Below are 16,765 nucleotides of genomic sequence, written 5' to 3' on the forward strand. Positions count from 1 at the left end.
GGCTCACCGGGACGACCGACAGCCCGGGTAAAAGTCACCGAGAGTATGCGCGATGCCCCTAATGCAGGCCATAGACTTCACGCTTTTCGTCGATCATTTTCACTCTCGGTGACACCCCTCGGGCGCTGTCAGCCCGGGACGTCCGTCGCCGGCTGCAGGTGGAGCGCGGCCCGCATGCGCTGAGCGTCCTGTGGCGAACGGGTGACGACGTCGAAGGAGTACGGCCGTTCGGCGTACGCAGCAGTGGCGTAGACCGTGCCGTCGGCGGCCGCGCGGGTGTGCCACGGGCCCTGCAGCTGCCCGCCGCCGTCACGCCACTGCACGGCGCCGTCGATGCTCGGACCCCACCGCACCTGGTCGTTCTGCCACTGCACGGCGTCGGCGACGGTCGGCCACTCCGTGTAGTAGACGTAGCCGCCCGGGACCACCGCGCCGTGGTCGCAGCGGACGACGGCGAGGGGCCGGGCGCCGGTCGAGGTCACGTACTCGTCGGCGCTCGGTGGATAGGTCGTGCAGGCGCCGCCGAGGACGGTGAGGTCGGGGAACGCGGCGGTGAGCCGGCCCGGCAGCACGGGCGCGGGCACGGACCCGGGGGTGGCGCGGTCGGCCCCGGGCGGCCAGCCGACGACCGCGAGCATCGCCGCCACCCCGAGCAGCTCGATCACCAGGCCGACCACGAACCCGAGCAGCGCCGCGGGCGCGCGCCGGCGCGCCCGGGGACGTGGCCCGGGGCGGGGGACCGGCGGGGCGGTGGGCGGGGCGGTGGGCGGGGCGGCCGGGCTCGCGGGGGCCGGGCTCGCGGGGGTGGCCGTGACGCGGGGCGACGTCGGCGGCCGCGGCGCGGGGACGGGCGCGCCCGGCGCGGCCCCGCCGTCGGGGACGGGGACGTAGCGAGGGGTCGCCGGCGCCACCGCCGCCCCGACCGCCCCGACCGCCCCGACCGCCTCGACCGCCCCGACCGCCCCGATCGGCGCGCGCGGCTCGGTCCGTGGCACGACGCGGACCGCGATCCGGCCCGGCCGCGCGGTCGTCGGCGTGCTCATCGCGGCCGCCGGGCGCGGGGGTCGAGGCGGCGCAGCAGGAGGGCGGTGACGACGACGAACAGCACGGTCAGACCGGCGAGTGCCCCGAGGTCGAACAGCCAGGTCGCGGCGTCGTGGTCCCACAGCGGCTCGGCCTCTGTGTAGGGCGGCGGCACGCCGGGCCCGCTGCGCACGCCGATCGTCGAGGCGCCGAGCGCGAAGCCCCACCGGGCCGGGACCAGCCACGACAGCTGCGCGAGCACGGGGCTGTCCTGGATCGGCAGCAGCGCGCTCGACAGGATGAACTGCAGCATCGCGAGCAGCACCAGCAGCGGCATCCCGCGGTCGGCGTTGTCGATCCACGCCGAGACCGCGAGCCCGACGGCCATGCTGGCGATGGTGGTCGCGGCGATCGCGACGAGGATCTCCAGGCGCGGGTCGGCGAGGACGACGGCCTCGTCGGGACCCGGCCGCCCGATGGTCCCGAGCACGCCCAGCACCACCGCCTGCAGGCCCGTGACGACGGCGAGCACGACGACCTTGGACAGCAGGTACGCCGCGCGCGAGAGCCCGATGGCGCGCTCGCGACGGTAGATCTCGCGTTCCTTGACGAGCTCGCGGATCGACGCCGCCGACCCCATGAGCGCCGCGCCCACGATGAACACCATGAGCAGGCTCTGCGGCGCGCCCGGCACCCCGCGCAGCTGCTCGGCGAGCGAGAGCCCCGTCTCCGCCGGCAGCGCGTGCGACAGCGCCGCCAGCAGCAGCGGCAGCGCGGCCATGAAGATCGCGTACTGGCGGTCGGCGGCGATCACCGCGAGGTAGCGCCGGGCGAGCACCCCGAACTGCGCGATCGCCGACTGCTGGCGCGGCGGCGGTGCCGCGGGCGCCGCCAGGACCGGGCCGCGGACCGCGGGCGCGCGGGACGGGGGCGCGGTGCCGATGTACCGCTCGCCCAGGGGAGAGCGGCGATAGCGGTCGGCCCAGTCGACGTGCTGCTCGCGGTCGAGGAGGAGGAACAGGTCGGCGAAGTCGGCGACGCCGAAGTGGGCCAGGGCATCCCGGGGTGGGCCGAAGTAGGCGACGGTGCCGCCGGGGGCGAGGAGCAGCAGGCGGTCGCAGACGTCGAGGTGGGCGACGTTGTGGGTGACCACGACGACGGTGCGCCCGTCGTCGGCCAGACCCCGCAGGGTGTGCATGACCGACTTGTCCAGGCCCGGGTCGAGCCCGGAGGTGGGTTCGTCGAGGAAGAGCAGGGAGGGACGGGTGAGCAGCTCGAGGGCGACCGAGGTGCGCTTGCGCTGCCCGCCCGAGAGGGAGTCGATGCGCTGGTCGGCCTGGCCGGTCAGCCCCAGCTCGCCGATCACCTCGTCGATCCGCCGGTCGCGCTCGCCGGAGGTCGTGTCCGACGGGAAGCGCAGCCGCGCGGCGTAGGCGAGCGCGCGTCGCACCGTCAGCTGCGGGTGGAGGATGTCGTCCTGGGGGACCAGGCCGATGCGCTGGCGCAGCTCGTCGTAGTCGGCGTAGAGGTCGCGGTCGGCGTAGGTGACCACGCCCTCGTCGGCGGGCCGGAACCCGGTCAGCGCGCGCAGCAGCGTGGACTTCCCCGCCCCCGACGGCCCGACGACCGCGAGGAGGCTGTTCTCCTCCAGCGCGAACCCGACCCCGTCGAGCAGGGTGCGGCCCCCCGCGGTCCGCACCACGAGGTCCTGGGCGCGGAAGGCGATCGCGCCGGCGTCCTCGCGCTCGACGAGCCGCACCGAACCGTCCGGGCCGGTGTCGAGGTGGAACAGCGCGTGCCCGATGCCGACGAGCATCCCGGGACGCAGCGGGACGCGACGGATGCGGCGGCCGTCGACGTAGGTGCCGTTCGGGCTGCCGAGGTCGACCAGCTCCCAGCCGCCCGCGCCGTCGGCGACCAGCTCGGCGTGGTGGCGCGAGACGAGGAGGTCGGCGACGACGACGTCGTTGTCGGACTCGCGGCCGATGCGGATGCGCCCGCCGTGCGGGGCGGCCGGGCCCGGCGTCCCCGTGGGCGCGGTGTCCTCGCGGGGCGGGGGCGCGGAGGGGAGGCGGTGCACCGCCGAGAAGCGGCCCTGGGCGCTGGGCCCGGACGGCGTGGGCCCGGACGGCGCGGGGGCGTCGACGGGCGTGCCCCGGCTCGGGGTCCCGAGGCGCCGGGTGGCGCCGGCCGGGGTCCCCGCCGACGGGGTGGCGGCCGACGGCGTGGCGGCGGGCGGGACGGCGGGCCGGGACGCCGGGGCGAGCATCGGCACCGGCGGGGCCCCGGGGTCCGCGCCCACGGCCCGCAGGACGAGGTGGACCTCGGGGCCGCCGACGCCGAGCGTCAGCGTCATCCGCGGCGTCGAGCCGGGGGAGAGGCGCAGCTGCGCGAGCCGCTCCGTGCCGACGTAGAGGCCGTTCTGGCTGCGGTCGACCAGCTCCCACCCCGTGGGCAGCGGGCGGAGCTCGGCGTGCACCCGCGACACGAGGGGGTGCACCACCTGGAACCCCGCGGCCTCGTCCCGCCCGATCGTCAGGGCCCGGCCGGTCGGCACCACCAGGCGCCGGTCACCGTGGGTGAGCTCGAGCTGCGGCACCGTGAGGGCTCGCCCGCGCGCGGGGCGGCGACCGGCGACCGGCCGGGGCACGGGCTCCACGGGGTGCACGCTTCCTCCTCCTCGCGGACCGGGCCCGAGGGCCCGGCGACGTCACCGCGCCCGGGCCCCCACCCGAGCGGTGACAGTCTGTGTTCGCGAGAAGGTCTCAGCCAGGGGGTTCGCGATAATCGCGGCGAACCATCACCAAGTGTGAGCAGCTCCGTTCAGGCGGGACGCGGCAGCGGCGCGGTGTGCGACCGGCGCGCCGCCGGGACCCCGTCGACGGCGGCGAAGGGCCGGGTCAGCGGGTCGCGGCGGGCGTCCTCGTTGCCGATGACGTGGGCACCCGCCGTCACCCGGACCGAGCCGACCTCGGCGAGCCGGCGGTGCACCCGGTCGAGACGCGCCTGCAGCGCCGCGTCGTCGACGGCCCGGCGCCGCTCGGCACGGCGGGTGTGGCGGGGCCCGGCGTCCTCGTGCCCGGTGTCGACGACCTCGGCGCGCCGGGCGGTGGAGCGGCGGGTGCGGGTGGTGGTGGTCGAGCGGCGGAACATCGTGGATCACGTCCCTCGGTGCGACGGGCCGACGTGCTGTCACCCTCTGCATCGAGCGCCGCGCGGCGGTTCTTGATGGGCCGACCGGTGGACTCCAGTTCGCGGCCCGATCGGCCGATAGGGACGGCCCGGCCGGCCCCGGCCCCGGTCAGCCGAACAGGTCGTCGAAGAACCCGTCGTCCTGGCCCGCACCGGTGTCGTCCGTGGTGTCGCCGGTCTCCCCGGCGCCGGGGTCGCCGGTCGCGCCGCCCTCGGTGTCGCCCGTCCCCGAGCCGCCGTCGGCGCCCTCACCGGACTCGTCGTCGCCGCCCGACGACGACCCGGCACGCGCCACGTCCAGGGTCACCGTGCTGCCGCGCGGCACCGCGGTGCCCACGCCGGGCGTCAGGCTCACGACGGTGCCGGCCGCGCCGCCGCCGTCGACCTCGCGCACCGAGACCTCCAGACCCACGCCCTCGAGCGTCGCCTCTGCCGAGGCCCGGGAGCGTCCCACGACGTCGGGCACCTGCAGCGTCGCGCGCCGCTGACCGATGGTCAGCTCGATCGCGCCGCCGGCGGGGCGCAGGGAGCCCGGCACCGGGTCCTGGCCGACGACCTGGCCCACCTCGGTGGGGTCGTCGGTCTCGCGCAGGCGGGGCACCGGGGTGAGCACGAGGCCCGCGCCCTCCGCGGCCACGCGCGCGGCCTCCGGGCTGCGCCCCGTGAGCAGCGGCACCTGCACCAGGCCCGGCCCGCGCCCGACCCGCAGCGTCACCGGCGAGGCCTCCTCGACCCGCGCCCCGACGTCCGGGGTCGCCGCGACGACCCGGTCGACCTGCTCGGGCGGCGAGGCGGTCGGCACGACGATCGCGGCGAGCCCGACGTCGGCGAGCGTGCGCTCCGCCTCGCCGCGGGTGAGCCCGACCAGGCGCGGCACCTCGCTGTCCGACGGGCCCAGCGCCCACCACGCGCCGCCGCCGAGCAGCACCGCGAGCACGGCCACGACCGCCACGAGGCGCCCGCGCCGCCGGGACGACCCGACGGCCGCGTGCGCCCCCGTCCGCGTCCCGCGGTGGCCGCCGCGCGCGAGCTCGGGGGTCAGGACCGTCTCGGCGGTGTCGTCGTGGGCGGCGGACCGGCCGCCCCGCGCCCGCCGCCGGCCCGGGTCGGTCGCGGCGGTGTCCGCGCCGCTGACGCGCTCGTGCTCGGCGAGCACGGCCGGCGCGTCCGGGCGCTCGCCCGCGAGGACCCGCAGGAGGTCCGCGCGCATGTCGGCGGCGGTCTCGTAGCGGTTGTCGGGGTTCTTGGCCATCGCCCGGCGCACGACGGCCTCGAGCTCGGTCGGGACGACGGTCCCGGGCGGGGCGAGCGTCGCGAGCAGCGGCGGGTCCTCCCGCACGTGCTGGTAGACGATGGCGACCGGGCTGTCGGCGGTGAACGGCGGCTCGCCGGTGAGCAGCTCGAACAGGACGCACCCGGCGGCGTAGACGTCGGCGCGGGCGTCGACCTCCTGCCCGAGCCCCTGTTCCGGGGAGAGGTACTGGGCGGTCCCGATGACCATGTCCCCGGTCAGCGCCGGGCCGGTCTCGGTGAGGGCGCGGGCGATGCCGAAGTCCATCACCTTCACGACCTCGCCCGGCGTGATCATGATGTTGGCCGGCTTGACGTCGCGGTGGACGACGCCGTGCTCGTGGCTGAAGCCCAGCGCCGCGCAGACGTCGGCCATCACCGCGCAGGCGCGCTCGGGCGGCATCGGGCCGTGGGCCCGCAGGAGGTCGCGCAGCGTGGAGCCGCTGACGTACTCCATGACGATGTACGGGAGGCCGACCCCCTCCGCGGCCACCTCGCCGGTGTCGTAGACCGCGACGATCCCGGGGTGGTTCAGCGAGGCGACGTTCTGCGCCTCGCGCTCGAAGCGCAGGCGGAAGGAGGGGTCGCGGGCGAGGTCGGCGCGCAGCACCTTGATCGCGACCTCGCGTCCCAGCCGCACGTCGTGGCCCGCGTGCACGTCCGCCATGCCGCCACGGCCCAGGCTCGGGCCGAGCTGGTACCGCCCGGCCACCAGCGTCGCCTGCGACATGCGCTCCTCGTGCCTCCGCTCGTGGTCGGTGCCCGCCGGGGTGCGCGGGGGACGCGGGTCAGCATCACCCGGACGGGACCAACGGTGCGGGAGCGGGTCGGCAACGGCGGGTCGCCCCTTCGGCGCGCGAGTTCGCCCGTTCGTCGGGACCGGTGCCGTCAGTTGCCGCAGGAGCAGCAGTCGCAGCAGCTGCCGCCCTCGGAGCATCCGTCGCAGCAGTCGCAGCCGCACTCCGTGCAGTCGCAGCAGCTCGCGCAGGGGTTGGACCGCGGCTGCCCGCTCCAGGGGCCGGTGATCTCCTCGGCGCAGCAGAGCTGCCCGGTGCAGCACAGGCCCGCCGCCGCGACGCAGCCGCCGACGAGCCCGCGCGGCCCGCGGCCCGGGGAGCCGTCGCCGGGCTGCGGCGGGTGGTCGGTGGACGGCTGCTCCGTCCGGACGCACGTGCGGTCGAGGGCGCGCTCGGTCTCGTGGACGAGGAGGCGATGGGCGAGGCGGGCGTCGAGACCGTGGAGGTCCGGGAGGTCGACGACGGGCAGCGTCGCGGCGAGCGTCGCGACCTGCGCCCGCGCCGCGGCCGTGGTGGCGGGGACGCCGGCCCCGGTGGCGTCGACGGGGTTCCAGCGGCCGGTGCGCCGGTCGTCGTCGAGGTCGTCGAGGGCGTCCAGGAGGTGCGCCAGCCGACCGAGGGCGGCGCCGGCGCGGGCCAGCGGGGCGGCGTTGCCGGGGCGGCCGGCCAGGACCGCGGTGTGCGCGAAGGCGGCGGCCACCGCGTCGGCGGTCGGGGCGGTGACCTCGTCGAGGGTGACCGCTCCGGCCGCGTGCTCGACGGCGTGCTGGCGCGCGGGCACCGCGAGCAGGGCGGACGGGTCGAAGCCCGCGGGGGCGGTGGCGCGGGCCCGCGCGCTCCACCGGTCGGCGACCCGGCGCGCCAGCGCCGCCGCCGGCCGGTGGCGCAGGACGCCCTGGCGGTCGTCGACGTGGTCGGCGAGGTGCCCGGCCGCGAGCAGCAGCGCGGCGTGCGCGGCGAGGCGGGCGCCGTCGCCCGAGACGACGGTGGCGGTGCGCATCCCGCGGGCGGGGCAGGGGCCGGCGCGGCGATCGTGCCGGTCGGGGGTCGTCGTCTGGGCCGCGGTGAGCACCGAGACCAGCAGGGCGTCGACGTTCGTCGCGGTGCGGGCGAGCTGGCCGTGCCCGTCGCGCAGCGCCAGGCACGTGCCGCAGAGGTGCGCCGCCCACCGGCGGTGCAGCGCGGGCGGGAAGTGGTGGCGGCAGGGCCGCACGATGCCGAGCACCGCGAGGACGCTAGTGATCCACGGAGTCGATCACGACGGGCCGTTCGCCGTGTGGGGTGCCGCCGTTCGTCGCAATCGACTCCCCCGTCGGCGTGTGTGGTGGGAGGGGACCGGGAAGGGTCTGCGCGACCGCGTCACGCCCCGTCGGGGGCTGGCGTGCCGCGACCGATCGGGAGGGAACCCGTGATCTCAAGGAACACGACGCGCCTGCTCTGGGCACCCGCGCTCGCCGGCGCCCTGTCGCTCGGCGTCCTCGCCGGCTGCTCGCAGGAGCAGCCGGCGGCGGCCCCGGCGCCGGCCGGGCAGCCGAGTGCCGCCGCGGGCCAGGGGCAGCCGGCCCCCGGCCAGCCGGGCGCGGCGGGGCAGCCGGGTGCGGCGGGGCAGCCGGGTGCGTCGGGTCAGCCGGGTGCGGCGGGTCAGCCGGGTGCGGGCACCGCGCCCGGTGGCGGCGGCGCCGGGGGCACCGGCGCGCCGGACGGGGCGAACGCCGACGGCTCGGGGTCGCAGGACGGGTCGGGCAGCGGCTCGGGCTCGGGCAGCGGCTCGGGCGCGGGTGGCGGCGCGAGCCAGACCCCGTCGGGCGGCGTGGCCACCGGCGGCGGCTCGACCTCGGGCGTCGAGCACGCGGGCCTCATCGGCGCCGGCGCGCTCGCGCTGGCCGGGGCCGGCGCGCTGGGGGGCGTGGCCGCGCGCCGTCGCCGCTCCGAGAGCTGAGCACCCTCGACGACCGTGACGCCGACGACCCCGCCCACCGCCCGGTGCGCGGGGTCGTCGTGTGCCACCGGCAAGCCGGCTCGCGGTCCGGGCGGGAGGGGGGGCAGCGTGAGCGAGGTGCCGGACCCCGCCGAGGATGATCAGGAGCACTCCACGCACGCCGAGCCGGCCGGCGGGGCGCGTGAGGTACCCAGGATCACCGAGGACCGGCCCGCCCCCGACCGCCCGCGCCGGGCCCTGCTGGCCGGGGCGGTGGTGCTCGCGGTGCTCGGGGTGGCACTGCTGAGCTGGGCCGCGGGCCACCAGTCGTCGGCGCCGCCCACGCCCACCGCAGCCCCCGCCCCCGCCGGCGCCCCCGCCGGCCCGCCCCTCCCGGCCTCGCCGGCGACCGCCCCGCTCGTTCCCTCGAGCACGCCGCATCGGCCGCCCGCCGCCTCCCCGCCCGCGACTCTCCGGGTCCCGGCGATCGGGGTGGACACGCCGGTCGACCGGGTCGGCCTCAACCCCGACCGCACCATGGAGGTCCCGGCCGAGGGCTCGCCGGGCTACGACCACGCCGCATGGTTCCGGTACTCGGTCACCCCGGGGCGCCAGGGCCCGTCGGTGCTCATCGGGCACGTGGACTCCGCGGCGTCGGGCCCCTCGGTGTTCTACGAGCTCGGCCGGCTGCGCCCCGGCGACCGGGCGGAGGTGACGCGCGCCGACGGTGTCGCGGTGACGTTCGAGGTCACCGAGGTCGTCGTCGTGCCCAAGGACGCGTTCCCCACCGACCGGGTCTACGGGCCCACCCGCGGCCCCGAGCTCCGGCTGATCACCTGCGGCGGGAGCTTCGACCGGGGCGCGGGCTCCTACCGCGACAACACCGTGGTGTTCGCCCGCGCGGTCGGGTGATCAGGCCCCGATCCGCGCCCGGAAGTGCATCGCGCGGTACGGCCAGTTGTCGCGCGTGTTCCACTGGCTGACGACGAGGTGGATCTCGTCGGGTGTCGAGCCGGGCAGGATGTAGCCGCCGTAGCACTGGGCGACGCGCCCGCAGCCGTGGTCCTCGTCGCCCCAGCCGCAGCCGGCGATCACGGTGAGGCGCTCGGCGGTGGTGAGGTCGGTGGTCGGCCCCTGGGGCATCGGGATGAGGTCGACGCGGTAGTGGCCGGCGTCGAACAGCGCGAGCCACCACTGGTCGCCCACGCGGCGCAGCGACAGCTCGCCGAACGCGCCGGCCAGCACCGGCGTCGGCGGGTTGCCCCACGCCCAGGCCCCGTCGGCGAAGCCCCAGCCCTCCCACGCCGCGGCGTCGAGGAGCCGGTCGGCGGGCACGCGGTGCAGCAGGAGGGGCTTGTCGCGCTGGAATCCGGTGGTCAGCGCGTAGACGTAGCCGTCGGGCCCGAGCTCCCAGGTCAGCATCTGGAACAGCCCGCCGAGGTGCCCGCCCGGCCAGGACAGGCCCGTCGACTCCCACGTGACGCCGTTGTCGCGCGAGCGGTGGATCTCGGTCCAGTGGACGTTGCCGAGGCCCTCGCAGGCCATGACGTGCAGGTACATCTGGTCGCCGACGGTGATGAGGTCGGTCGGCAGCTGCGTCGTGATCCGCGTGCCGCCGACGAGGCCGCCGAACCGCCCGCCGATGCGGGCGTTGTGCCGGTAGGCGATGACCTGGTCGGCGTAGGGGTGGTCGCCGCCCGCGGAGCCGGTCCAGCGCACGCCCCCGGGGTCGCGCACCGTCGCGGGGTCGCCGAAGAGGATCACCGGCGAGCGCCAGCCCGGACCGCCCGGCTGCCTGCTCTCGAAGGTGTCGCCGAAGACCGCGACCAGCCGCCCGTCCGGCGCGAGCGCCGCCGCGCCCAGGTCGGTCCCACCGATCCCGTAGTCGTCGGTGTGGCCCGGCCCGGTCAGGTCCCGCAGCTTCGTGACCTCGAGGGTGCGCATGGCGCCGGTATACCGGCCGCCCGCGGACAGCGGAATCGATTCCTCCGGAGGGTGTGTCGCGGCGCGGTAACGAGCGCGTCGCGGGCGACGACTCCGCAGGCATCCGCCACCCGGGCGGACGGGGGGAGGGTCGCCGTGGAGATCGTGCTCGGCATCGTCGCAGTACTCGCCGTCGTGCTCACCGTCGTCGTGGCGCGCCGCGACCGGTCGGGCCCGCTGCCCGGGCCGCGCCTCGCCCCGGACCTCGCCGCGACGATCCTGCTCCGCGCCGGCTTCCCGGCCACGCCGCACAACGTGCTGGCCGTGCAGGAGCACCTCGGCGCGCTGTTCCTCGAGCGCGGGCGTGGGGATCTCGACGCGGCGCGCTGGTCGCAGGTGGTCGCCGCGTGCGAGGCCGGCCGCGCGGGCATGCGGCCGGACCTCGCCGGCTGGCCGCAGTACGTGCTCGACCAGGTCGCGTCGGCGACGGGCGGGACCGTGGCCGCGGGCCTCGCCCGGCGCTGCCAGGACCTGCTGCTCGCGAGCGTCGGCACCGGGCGCGGCCTGTTCGGCGGCTCGCTCTTCGAGCCCCTGCCGCGGCTGCGGCCCGCGGCGCGGACGGCGTAGGAACGGGACAGCCGCCCAGCGGACGGCGCTCGTACCCCTCAGGCCGGGATGCGCTCCACCCGCGGCGCGCGCCGGGGCGCGGGCACAACGGCGACGGGCGGCCCGGACGTCGTGCGCCACGCGGCCCGGGTCCGCTGCTCGATGGTGCCCCGCGTGCTCATGAGCACCGTCGGGGTCGCGACCCAGGTCGCGGCGGCGAGTCCGCCCAGGCCTCCCAGGGCGAGCGCGATCGTCTTCATGCGGTGTTCCCCCCTGGCCCGATCGGCGTCGGGCGCTGCTGCACGCCGACCACCGGCCGGCACCCGGAACGGTAGAGCGGCACCCGTGGCCTGCCGTGAGCCGTCCGGGTGACGGCTGCTCAGGTTGCTCTCACGTGTCGGTGACGTGGGTCACTGAGCGGGCTCCGGGTCGCCGGGTGCCGACTGCGCCGGCTGGCGGTGGGACCGGTTCTCCGGGCTGCGCGACGCGCTCGCGGGCCCGGTCGGCGTCGTCACCGGCGACTACCTCGCCGAACCGACCCTGCGCCAGCTCGCCCTCGAGCGCGCGCAGGACCCGTCGCTGGGGTACGCGCGCAGCTTCCTCGCCCAGTTCACCGACGCCGTCGGGCTGCCCGCCGAGCGCGGCGCGCGCCTCGTGGTCGACGCCGGCGGGCTGAACCCCGCGGGCCTCGCCCGCGAGGTGCGCCGGGTGATCGACGACGCCGGACTGGACCCGCGGGTCACCGACGCCTCGCTGACCGTCGGCGCAGCCGCGTGGTGGCACCGCTGGCGGACCGAGGACTGGGGCCCGCTCGCCGGCGCCGTCGCCGCCGCGCACGTCATCGAGTGCGGACCGCAGGCCACCGGCGGCAACTTCTCGGGCTTCACGTCCGTGCCCCGTGTCGACGACCTCGGCTACCCGATCGCCGAGATCGCCGCCGACGGCACCGCCGTCATCACCGAGCACGAGGTCGCGGGCGGCACCGTCACCACCGACACCGTCACCGCGCAGCTGCTCTACGAGATCCTGCGGGGGCCGGGGCGGTAGCGCCGCTCAGGCCGCCGTGTCGCCGCCGCGCTGCTGGTGCCAGCGCACGACGCGCACGACGACGTCGTCGAGACCCTCGCGGTCGAGCGTCCGCCGGAGCCCGTCGGCGGTCTGCAGCGCATCGAGCCCGGGGTAGGGCCCGTGCGCGTCGACCTCGCCGGTCTGCGGGTCGACGGCGAGCACGACGTAGCCGTCGCAGCGGTCGAGATCGGTCTGCACCGCGATCCAGTCGACGTACGCCACCTGCTCCGCCGTGACCGGACCGTCGATCGCCGCCGGCGGCTCGGTCGGGGCGGCCGCTTCCGGGCCGGGCTCGCCCGCCGCGGGGTCGGTACGGGCGCAGCACCGGGGGTCGTGGTTCATCGGCTCCTCCTCCGCGCTCGGCGCTGGGTACCGCGCGCCGTCCCGGTGACCCCGTGGTCCGTGACACCGTCGAGTGACGATGACCGGTCGTGTGCGGGTCGCTGTCACGAGTGGTGACGCCAGGGTGCCCAACCTCTGACTCAAGCTTTCAACTATTCACTCGGGAGGGGGTACCGCTCGGCGACCTGCGTCACGCGCCGAACGTGATCGGCACCGGGCGTGTCGGCCCGCTCACTCCTCGTTGATCTCCCCGCGACCAGAGTTAGATCGTTAGGCGAACTAACTTCTACCGGGAGGCGATCTCGTGAGCCGGTACGAGCAGTGGGACATCGGTCGAGCGTCGGGCTGACGGCACTCGTGGTCGCGGCGGGCCGGTCGGTCGACACCCACCGCACCGACGGGCTGATCTCCGACCCCTACGCCGAGCGCTTCGTGGCGGCCGCGGCGCCCCCGCAGCCCCTGCCGACCCGTCCGGTCCCACCGCGCGACGACTCCGACGACGAGCTCTGGCAGATGATGTCGGGCTACATGGGCGTGCGGACCCGCTTCTTCGACGAGTTCTTCACAGCCGCGGGACGCGACGGCGTCCGGCAGGCGGTGATCCTCGCCGCCGGGCTCGACGCGCGGGCGCAGCGGCTGGCCTGGGCCGAGGGCACGACGCTCTTCGAGATCGACCAGCCCGCGGTGCTCGCGTTCAAGGACGACGTCCTCGCCGAGGACGGCGCCCGGGCACGGTGCGACCGGCGCACCGTGGCCGTCGACCTGCGCGACGACTGGCCCGGCGCCCTCGACCGCGCCGGGCTCGACCCGACCGTCCCGACGGCCTGGCTCGCCGAGGGGCTGCTGCCCTACCTGCCCGCCGAGGCGCAGGAGGCGCTGCTCGCGGCGGTGCACGAGCGCTCGGCGCCGGGATCGCGGATCGCGGTCGAGGACTTCACCGACATCGGCCGGCAGCTCGAGGACCCCGCGTTCCGGCGGGTGGCGGCGGGGATCGGCGTCGACATGCCCGCGCTGCTCCACACCGACGACCGCGCCGACCCCGGCGACCGGCTCGCCGCCCTCGGGTGGACGGTCCGCCGCGACGTCGCGGCCGACGTCGCCGCCGGCTGGGGACGGGAGCTCGATCCGCTGACCCGCCGCCTGAACGGCCGCTCCGCGTTCGTCACCGCCACCCGATAGGTCCGGTTCGGGCCGGTTGTCGGGGCGACGGGGCGTGATCCCCTCCGCTCCGGCGGTTCCCGTGCGGGCAGCGGGTGCCTAGTGTCGGTCGACGCCCACGACCGCCACACGGGAGGACGGCCATGAGCGACACGCAGCTCCACGTTCCGGAGAACCTGACCTGGTCCGCGGTGACCGGCCGGGTCCGCGACCTGGTCGGCGAGGCCTTCGCCGACGACGGGCCCGCCAACCTCATCGACGGCGAGTGGCAGGCGGTGGGCACGCCGGCCGACCAGATCAGCCCCAACGACGGGTCGTCGCTGGGCACGATGCTCAAGGTCGACTCCGCCACGGCCACCGACGCCGTGCAGCGCGCGGCGCAGACCCACCGCGGGTGGGCGGGCACCGAGCTCGACGAGCGCCGTCGCCGCGTCTCGTCGGCCCTCGACGCCATCGAGGGCGCGCGCGACGACCTCGCCCTGCTGCTGGCGTGGGAGATCGGCAAGCCGTGGAAGGCCGCGTGCTCCGACGTCGACCGCGCCATCTCCGGCGTGCGCTGGTACGTCGACGAGATCGAGGGGATGCTCGCGCGCGACGTCGAGGGGGCGCCGGCCAAGCGGGTGCCGCTCGAGGGGCCGGTCTCGAACATCGCGAGCTGGAACTACCCGATGAGCGTGCAGGTGCACGCCGAGCTCGTTCAGCTGCTCGCCGGCAACGGCGTCGTCGCCAAGACCCCCACCCAGGGCGGGTGGATGACGCTGACCGTCGCCCACGCCCTCATGGCGCGCGAGGGCCTGCCGGTCACGCTGCTCTCCGGCGACGGCTCCGAGCTCTCCGACGCGCTCATCCGCTCGCCCGAGATCGGTGCGCTCGCGTTCGTCGGCGGGCGCTCCAACGGCGGCAAGGTCGCCGCGCAGCTCGCCGACACCGGCAAGCGGCACATGCTCGAGCAGGAGGGCCTCAACACCTGGGGCATCTGGGAGTTCTCCGACTGGGAGTCGTTCTCGGAGATCCTCAAGAAGGGCTTCGAGTACGCGAAGCAGCGCTGCACCGCCTACCCGCGCTTCGTCGTCCAGCGCAAGCTCGTCGACCAGTTCCTCGCGACCTACCTGCCGGTGCTCGACGGGGTGCGCTTCGGGCACCCGCTGGCGGTGGAGGAGGGGTCGTCGGGGTCGACCGACGACCTGCCCGCCCTCGACTTCGGCCCCCTGATCTCCGCGGGCAAGGCCCAGGAGCTCGACGACAGCGTCGCCGAGGCCCTGCGCCACGGCGCCATCCCGCTCTACCGCGGGAGCCTCGGGCACGGCCGCTTCCTGCCCGGCCAGGACACGTCGGCCTACCACGCGCCGGTGTCGATGCTCGCCCCGCCGGGGGCGTCGCGACTCATGCACGAGGAGCCGTTCGGGCCGGTCGACTCGATCGTCGTCGTCGACACCGAGGCGGAGCTCCTCGCCCAGATGAACGCGTCGAACGGCGCGCTCGTCGCGAGCATCGCCACGGACGACACCCAGCACGGCGAGCGCCTCGCCGAGCAGGTCCAGGCGTTCAAGGTCGGGATCAACAAGCTGCGCTCCCGCGGCGACAAGGACGAGGCGTTCGGCGGGCGCGGCGAGTCGTGGAAGGGCGCGTTCGTCGGCGGGGAGTACCTCGTGCAGGCCGTCACCGAGGGTCCGCCCGGGGAGAACCTCTACGGCAACTTCCCCGGCTACCACCGGTACCCGGCGACCTGACGGTCCGCGCGAGTAACCTCCACCCGGCGCGGCGTCGGGCCCGCCATCGGTCGGGGGTCTCGAGCGCGGGAGGGGCCGGATGGTCCTGCGGAGCCGGGTGGCGCGCGACGTCGCGCCCGGAGGACCCGCCGTCGGTGCCACGGTCCTCATGCCCGAGGGCCGGGTCGGGCCGGTCATGGCGCTCGTGCGGCGCCTCGTGCTCGCCGTCGGGGCGCTGCTCGCGGCGACGCTGATCGTCTGGTTCCAGGCCGACGGCTACATCGACAACAACAGCGACGACGGCATCGGCTTCGTCGACGCGCTGTACTACGCCACGGTCTCGCTCTCGACCACCGGCTACGGCGACATCGTGCCCGTCACCGAGTCGGCGCGGCTCTGGACGATCCTGGCGATCACGCCGCTGCGCCTGCTGTTCCTCATCGTGCTGGTCGGGACCACGGTCGAGCTGCTCACCGAACGGTCCCGGCAGGCGTTCCGCATCCGACGGTGGAGGTCGCGCGTGCGCAACCACGTGGTGGTCGTGGGCTACGGGACGAAGGGCCAGGCCGCGGTGACCACGCTGCGCGGCGACGGCCACGACGTCGACCACATCGTCGTCGTCGACACCGACCGGGGTCGCCTGGACGCGGCGTCGGCGCTGGGGCTGGTCACCGTGCGCGGCGACGCGACCCAGTCGTCGGTGCTGCGGACCGCGGGCCTCCCGCACGCGACGGCCCTGGTCGTCGCCACCAACCGCGACGACACGGCGGTGATGGTGACGCTGACCGCGCGGGAGATGGCCCCGAAGATCACGATCACGGCCGCCGTGCGCGAGGCCGAGAACGTGCACCTGCTGCGGCAGTCGGGCGCCGACTCGGTGGTCGTGTCCGCGGAGACGGCGGGCCGCCTGCTCGGCATGGCGACCACGACCCCGGCGGTCGTGTCGGTCGTCGAGGACCTCATCTCGCCCGAGGCCGGCATGAGCATCGGCGAGCGGACGGTCTCCGAGGCCGAGGTCGGCGGCTCGCCGCGGCACCTGCGCGACATCGTGCTGGGCGTCGTGCGCGACGGGCACGTCCACGCCATCGACGCCCCGGAGGTCGACGCCCTCGAGCGCGGCGACCGCCTCCTGTGCGTCCGCCGCGCGGGCCCCGACGACGAGTAGGTGGTGCCAGCGAAGTGCCGTTGCGGACACTCGACGCCCGTATCGGTACTTCGATCACCGTCGCCCGATGGATCAGCGGTGCACCGAGAGCAGGCAGCCGGGACAGTCGGCCTGCTCGGCGCGCAGGCCGGGCACGACCTGCTCGACCGCCGCGCCGCAGCGCGCCCGCAGGCCGGTGGGGTCGCCGAGCTCGCCGGTGGTGACGTCGACGACGTGGCGGCGCCGGTCGTCGCGGCCGGCGGCGACGAGCACGAGCGTGCCGTCCGGCTCCGGGTCGCCCGGCGTGGGGCGGCGCGGCGGCTCGGGCTCGGGGGGCCGGTCGCCCAGCGGGGGCGGCGGCGTCGAGGACGGCAGGGGGTCGAGCCCGCTCGACGGGCTCCGGGTGGGTCGGGCGTCGGGGTGTCCGGGGTCGGGGACGGTCATGTGACGCTCCCTCGTCGGTGTCCGAGCGATGCGGCATCGCCGGCGTCCACCGCCAGGATCGCCACATCCTCGCTCGCGCGACACGCCGCGGCGTGCGCGCCGACCACCGTAGGCCGCCGACACCGCGCTGTCGGCCCCGCGCACGTTCACC

At 76.5% G+C, this 16,765-nt stretch carries 16 protein-coding genes and 1 pseudogene; 8 read left to right on the forward strand and 9 right to left on the reverse strand.

Features of this window, described 5'->3' with window-relative positions; translation table 11 throughout:
- Positions 1 to 128: 128 nt before the first annotated feature.
- From ACYX4T_RS24780 to ACYX4T_RS24800, 5 genes are all read right to left on the reverse strand, one after another.
- The gene (locus ACYX4T_RS24780; protein ID WP_476011877.1) at positions 129 to 1,043 is read right to left on the reverse strand and encodes a hypothetical protein; all 915 of its coding nucleotides are present in this window, start codon (positions 1,041 to 1,043) and stop codon (positions 129 to 131) included.
- Entirely contained in the window at positions 1,040 to 3,691 is a 2,652-nt protein-coding gene (locus tag ACYX4T_RS24785) for an ATP-binding cassette domain-containing protein (protein ID WP_476011878.1), read from the reverse strand. The genes ACYX4T_RS24780 and ACYX4T_RS24785 overlap by 4 nt, the downstream gene beginning before the upstream one ends.
- 155 nt (positions 3,692 to 3,846) lie before the next feature.
- Positions 3,847 to 4,176, reverse strand: a complete 330-nt coding sequence (locus tag ACYX4T_RS24790) for a hypothetical protein (protein WP_476011879.1) — start codon at positions 4,174 to 4,176, stop codon at positions 3,847 to 3,849.
- Positions 4,177 to 4,324: 148 nt separating this feature from the next.
- Entirely contained in the window at positions 4,325 to 6,235 is a 1,911-nt protein-coding gene (gene pknB / locus ACYX4T_RS24795) for a Stk1 family PASTA domain-containing Ser/Thr kinase (protein WP_476011880.1), read from the reverse strand.
- A gap of 158 nt (positions 6,236 to 6,393) precedes the next feature.
- Positions 6,394 to 7,527: a DUF5685 family protein gene (locus ACYX4T_RS24800; protein WP_476011881.1), complete on the reverse strand. Its 1,134-nt coding sequence runs from the start codon at positions 7,525 to 7,527 to the stop codon at positions 6,394 to 6,396.
- 183 nt (positions 7,528 to 7,710) lie between these two features.
- On the opposite strand from ACYX4T_RS24800, the gene ACYX4T_RS24805 reads away from it, so the two are divergent.
- Complete coding sequence (locus ACYX4T_RS24805; RefSeq protein WP_476011882.1) at positions 7,711 to 8,241, forward strand: hypothetical protein; 531 nt, start codon at positions 7,711 to 7,713, stop codon at positions 8,239 to 8,241.
- 108 nt (positions 8,242 to 8,349) lie between these two features.
- The gene (locus ACYX4T_RS24810; protein ID WP_476011883.1) at positions 8,350 to 9,132 is read left to right on the forward strand and encodes a class F sortase; all 783 of its coding nucleotides are present in this window, start codon (positions 8,350 to 8,352) and stop codon (positions 9,130 to 9,132) included.
- On the opposite strand, the gene ACYX4T_RS24815 is transcribed toward ACYX4T_RS24810, so the two are convergent.
- The gene (locus ACYX4T_RS24815; RefSeq protein ID WP_476011884.1) at positions 9,133 to 10,164 is read right to left on the reverse strand and encodes a DUF4185 domain-containing protein; all 1,032 of its coding nucleotides are present in this window, start codon (positions 10,162 to 10,164) and stop codon (positions 9,133 to 9,135) included.
- Positions 10,165 to 10,299: 135 nt separating this feature from the next.
- Between ACYX4T_RS24815 and ACYX4T_RS24820 the strand changes: the two genes are divergently transcribed.
- Entirely contained in the window at positions 10,300 to 10,770 is a 471-nt protein-coding gene (locus ACYX4T_RS24820; RefSeq protein WP_476011885.1) for a hypothetical protein, read from the forward strand.
- A gap of 38 nt (positions 10,771 to 10,808) precedes the next feature.
- Here the strand turns inward: ACYX4T_RS24820 and ACYX4T_RS24825 are convergent, their stop codons facing one another.
- Positions 10,809 to 11,009 carry a hypothetical protein gene (locus ACYX4T_RS24825; protein WP_476011886.1) on the reverse strand — a complete coding sequence of 67 codons (201 nt, stop codon included), beginning with the start codon at positions 11,007 to 11,009 and terminating at the stop codon, positions 10,809 to 10,811.
- Between the two features lie 193 nt (positions 11,010 to 11,202).
- Between ACYX4T_RS24825 and ACYX4T_RS24830 the strand changes: the two are divergent.
- Both ACYX4T_RS24830 and ACYX4T_RS24835 read left to right on the forward strand, forming a co-directional pair.
- A pseudogene (locus tag ACYX4T_RS24830) lies at positions 11,203 to 11,472 on the forward strand (acyclic terpene utilization AtuA family protein); the annotation flags it as partial.
- On the forward strand, positions 11,458 to 11,796 hold the full coding sequence (locus ACYX4T_RS24835; RefSeq protein WP_476015365.1) for an acyclic terpene utilization AtuA family protein: 339 nt from the start codon (positions 11,458 to 11,460) through the stop codon (positions 11,794 to 11,796). The pseudogene ACYX4T_RS24830 and the gene ACYX4T_RS24835, both read left to right, overlap by 15 nt.
- A gap of 6 nt (positions 11,797 to 11,802) precedes the next feature.
- Here the strand turns inward: ACYX4T_RS24835 and ACYX4T_RS24840 are convergent, their stop codons facing one another.
- Positions 11,803 to 12,159, reverse strand: a complete 357-nt coding sequence (locus ACYX4T_RS24840) for a hypothetical protein (RefSeq protein ID WP_476011887.1) — start codon at positions 12,157 to 12,159, stop codon at positions 11,803 to 11,805.
- Between the two features lie 321 nt (positions 12,160 to 12,480).
- Here ACYX4T_RS24840 and ACYX4T_RS24845 point away from each other — a divergent pair, with 321 nt between their 5' ends.
- From ACYX4T_RS24845 to ACYX4T_RS24855, 3 genes are all read left to right on the forward strand, one after another.
- The gene (locus ACYX4T_RS24845; protein WP_476011888.1) at positions 12,481 to 13,338 is read left to right on the forward strand and encodes an SAM-dependent methyltransferase; all 858 of its coding nucleotides are present in this window, start codon (positions 12,481 to 12,483) and stop codon (positions 13,336 to 13,338) included.
- A 122-nt stretch (positions 13,339 to 13,460) separates the two neighbouring features.
- Positions 13,461 to 15,047 (forward strand): aldehyde dehydrogenase family protein, encoded by a 1,587-nt coding sequence (locus tag ACYX4T_RS24850; protein ID WP_476011889.1) that lies wholly within the window; start codon positions 13,461 to 13,463, stop codon positions 15,045 to 15,047.
- Positions 15,048 to 15,126: 79 nt separating this feature from the next.
- A complete protein-coding gene (locus ACYX4T_RS24855; protein WP_476011890.1) occupies positions 15,127 to 16,191 on the forward strand; it encodes a potassium channel family protein in 1,065 nt (354 codons plus the stop codon).
- A 72-nt stretch (positions 16,192 to 16,263) separates the two neighbouring features.
- On the opposite strand, the gene ACYX4T_RS24860 is transcribed toward ACYX4T_RS24855, so the two are convergent.
- Complete coding sequence (locus ACYX4T_RS24860; protein WP_476011891.1) at positions 16,264 to 16,614, reverse strand: hypothetical protein; 351 nt, start codon at positions 16,612 to 16,614, stop codon at positions 16,264 to 16,266.
- Between the last annotated feature and the right edge of the window lie 151 nt (positions 16,615 to 16,765).

Source organism: Actinomycetospora sp. ABD4_176 (assembly GCF_056311855.1).

What these genes read in the sequence shown, in the direction of transcription:
- ACYX4T_RS24840 (WP_476011887.1), bottom strand. Translation starts at nt 12,159, where the DNA reads ATGAACCACGACCCCCGGTGCTGCGCCCGTACCGACCCCGCGGCGGGC.
- ACYX4T_RS24780 (WP_476011877.1), bottom strand. Translation starts at nt 1,043, where the DNA reads ATGAGCACGCCGACGACCGCGCGGCCGGGCCGGATCGCGGTCCGCGTC.
- ACYX4T_RS24790 (WP_476011879.1), bottom strand. Translation starts at nt 4,176, where the DNA reads ATGTTCCGCCGCTCGACCACCACCACCCGCACCCGCCGCTCCACCGCC.
- ACYX4T_RS24850 (WP_476011889.1), top strand. Translation starts at nt 13,461, where the DNA reads ATGAGCGACACGCAGCTCCACGTTCCGGAGAACCTGACCTGGTCCGCG.
- ACYX4T_RS24825 (WP_476011886.1), bottom strand. Translation starts at nt 11,009, where the DNA reads ATGAAGACGATCGCGCTCGCCCTGGGAGGCCTGGGCGGACTCGCCGCC.
- ACYX4T_RS24855 (WP_476011890.1), top strand. Translation starts at nt 15,127, where the DNA reads ATGGTCCTGCGGAGCCGGGTGGCGCGCGACGTCGCGCCCGGAGGACCC.
- pknB (WP_476011880.1), bottom strand. Translation starts at nt 6,235, where the DNA reads ATGTCGCAGGCGACGCTGGTGGCCGGGCGGTACCAGCTCGGCCCGAGC.
- ACYX4T_RS24860 (WP_476011891.1), bottom strand. Translation starts at nt 16,614, where the DNA reads ATGACCGTCCCCGACCCCGGACACCCCGACGCCCGACCCACCCGGAGC.
- ACYX4T_RS24815 (WP_476011884.1), bottom strand. Translation starts at nt 10,164, where the DNA reads ATGCGCACCCTCGAGGTCACGAAGCTGCGGGACCTGACCGGGCCGGGC.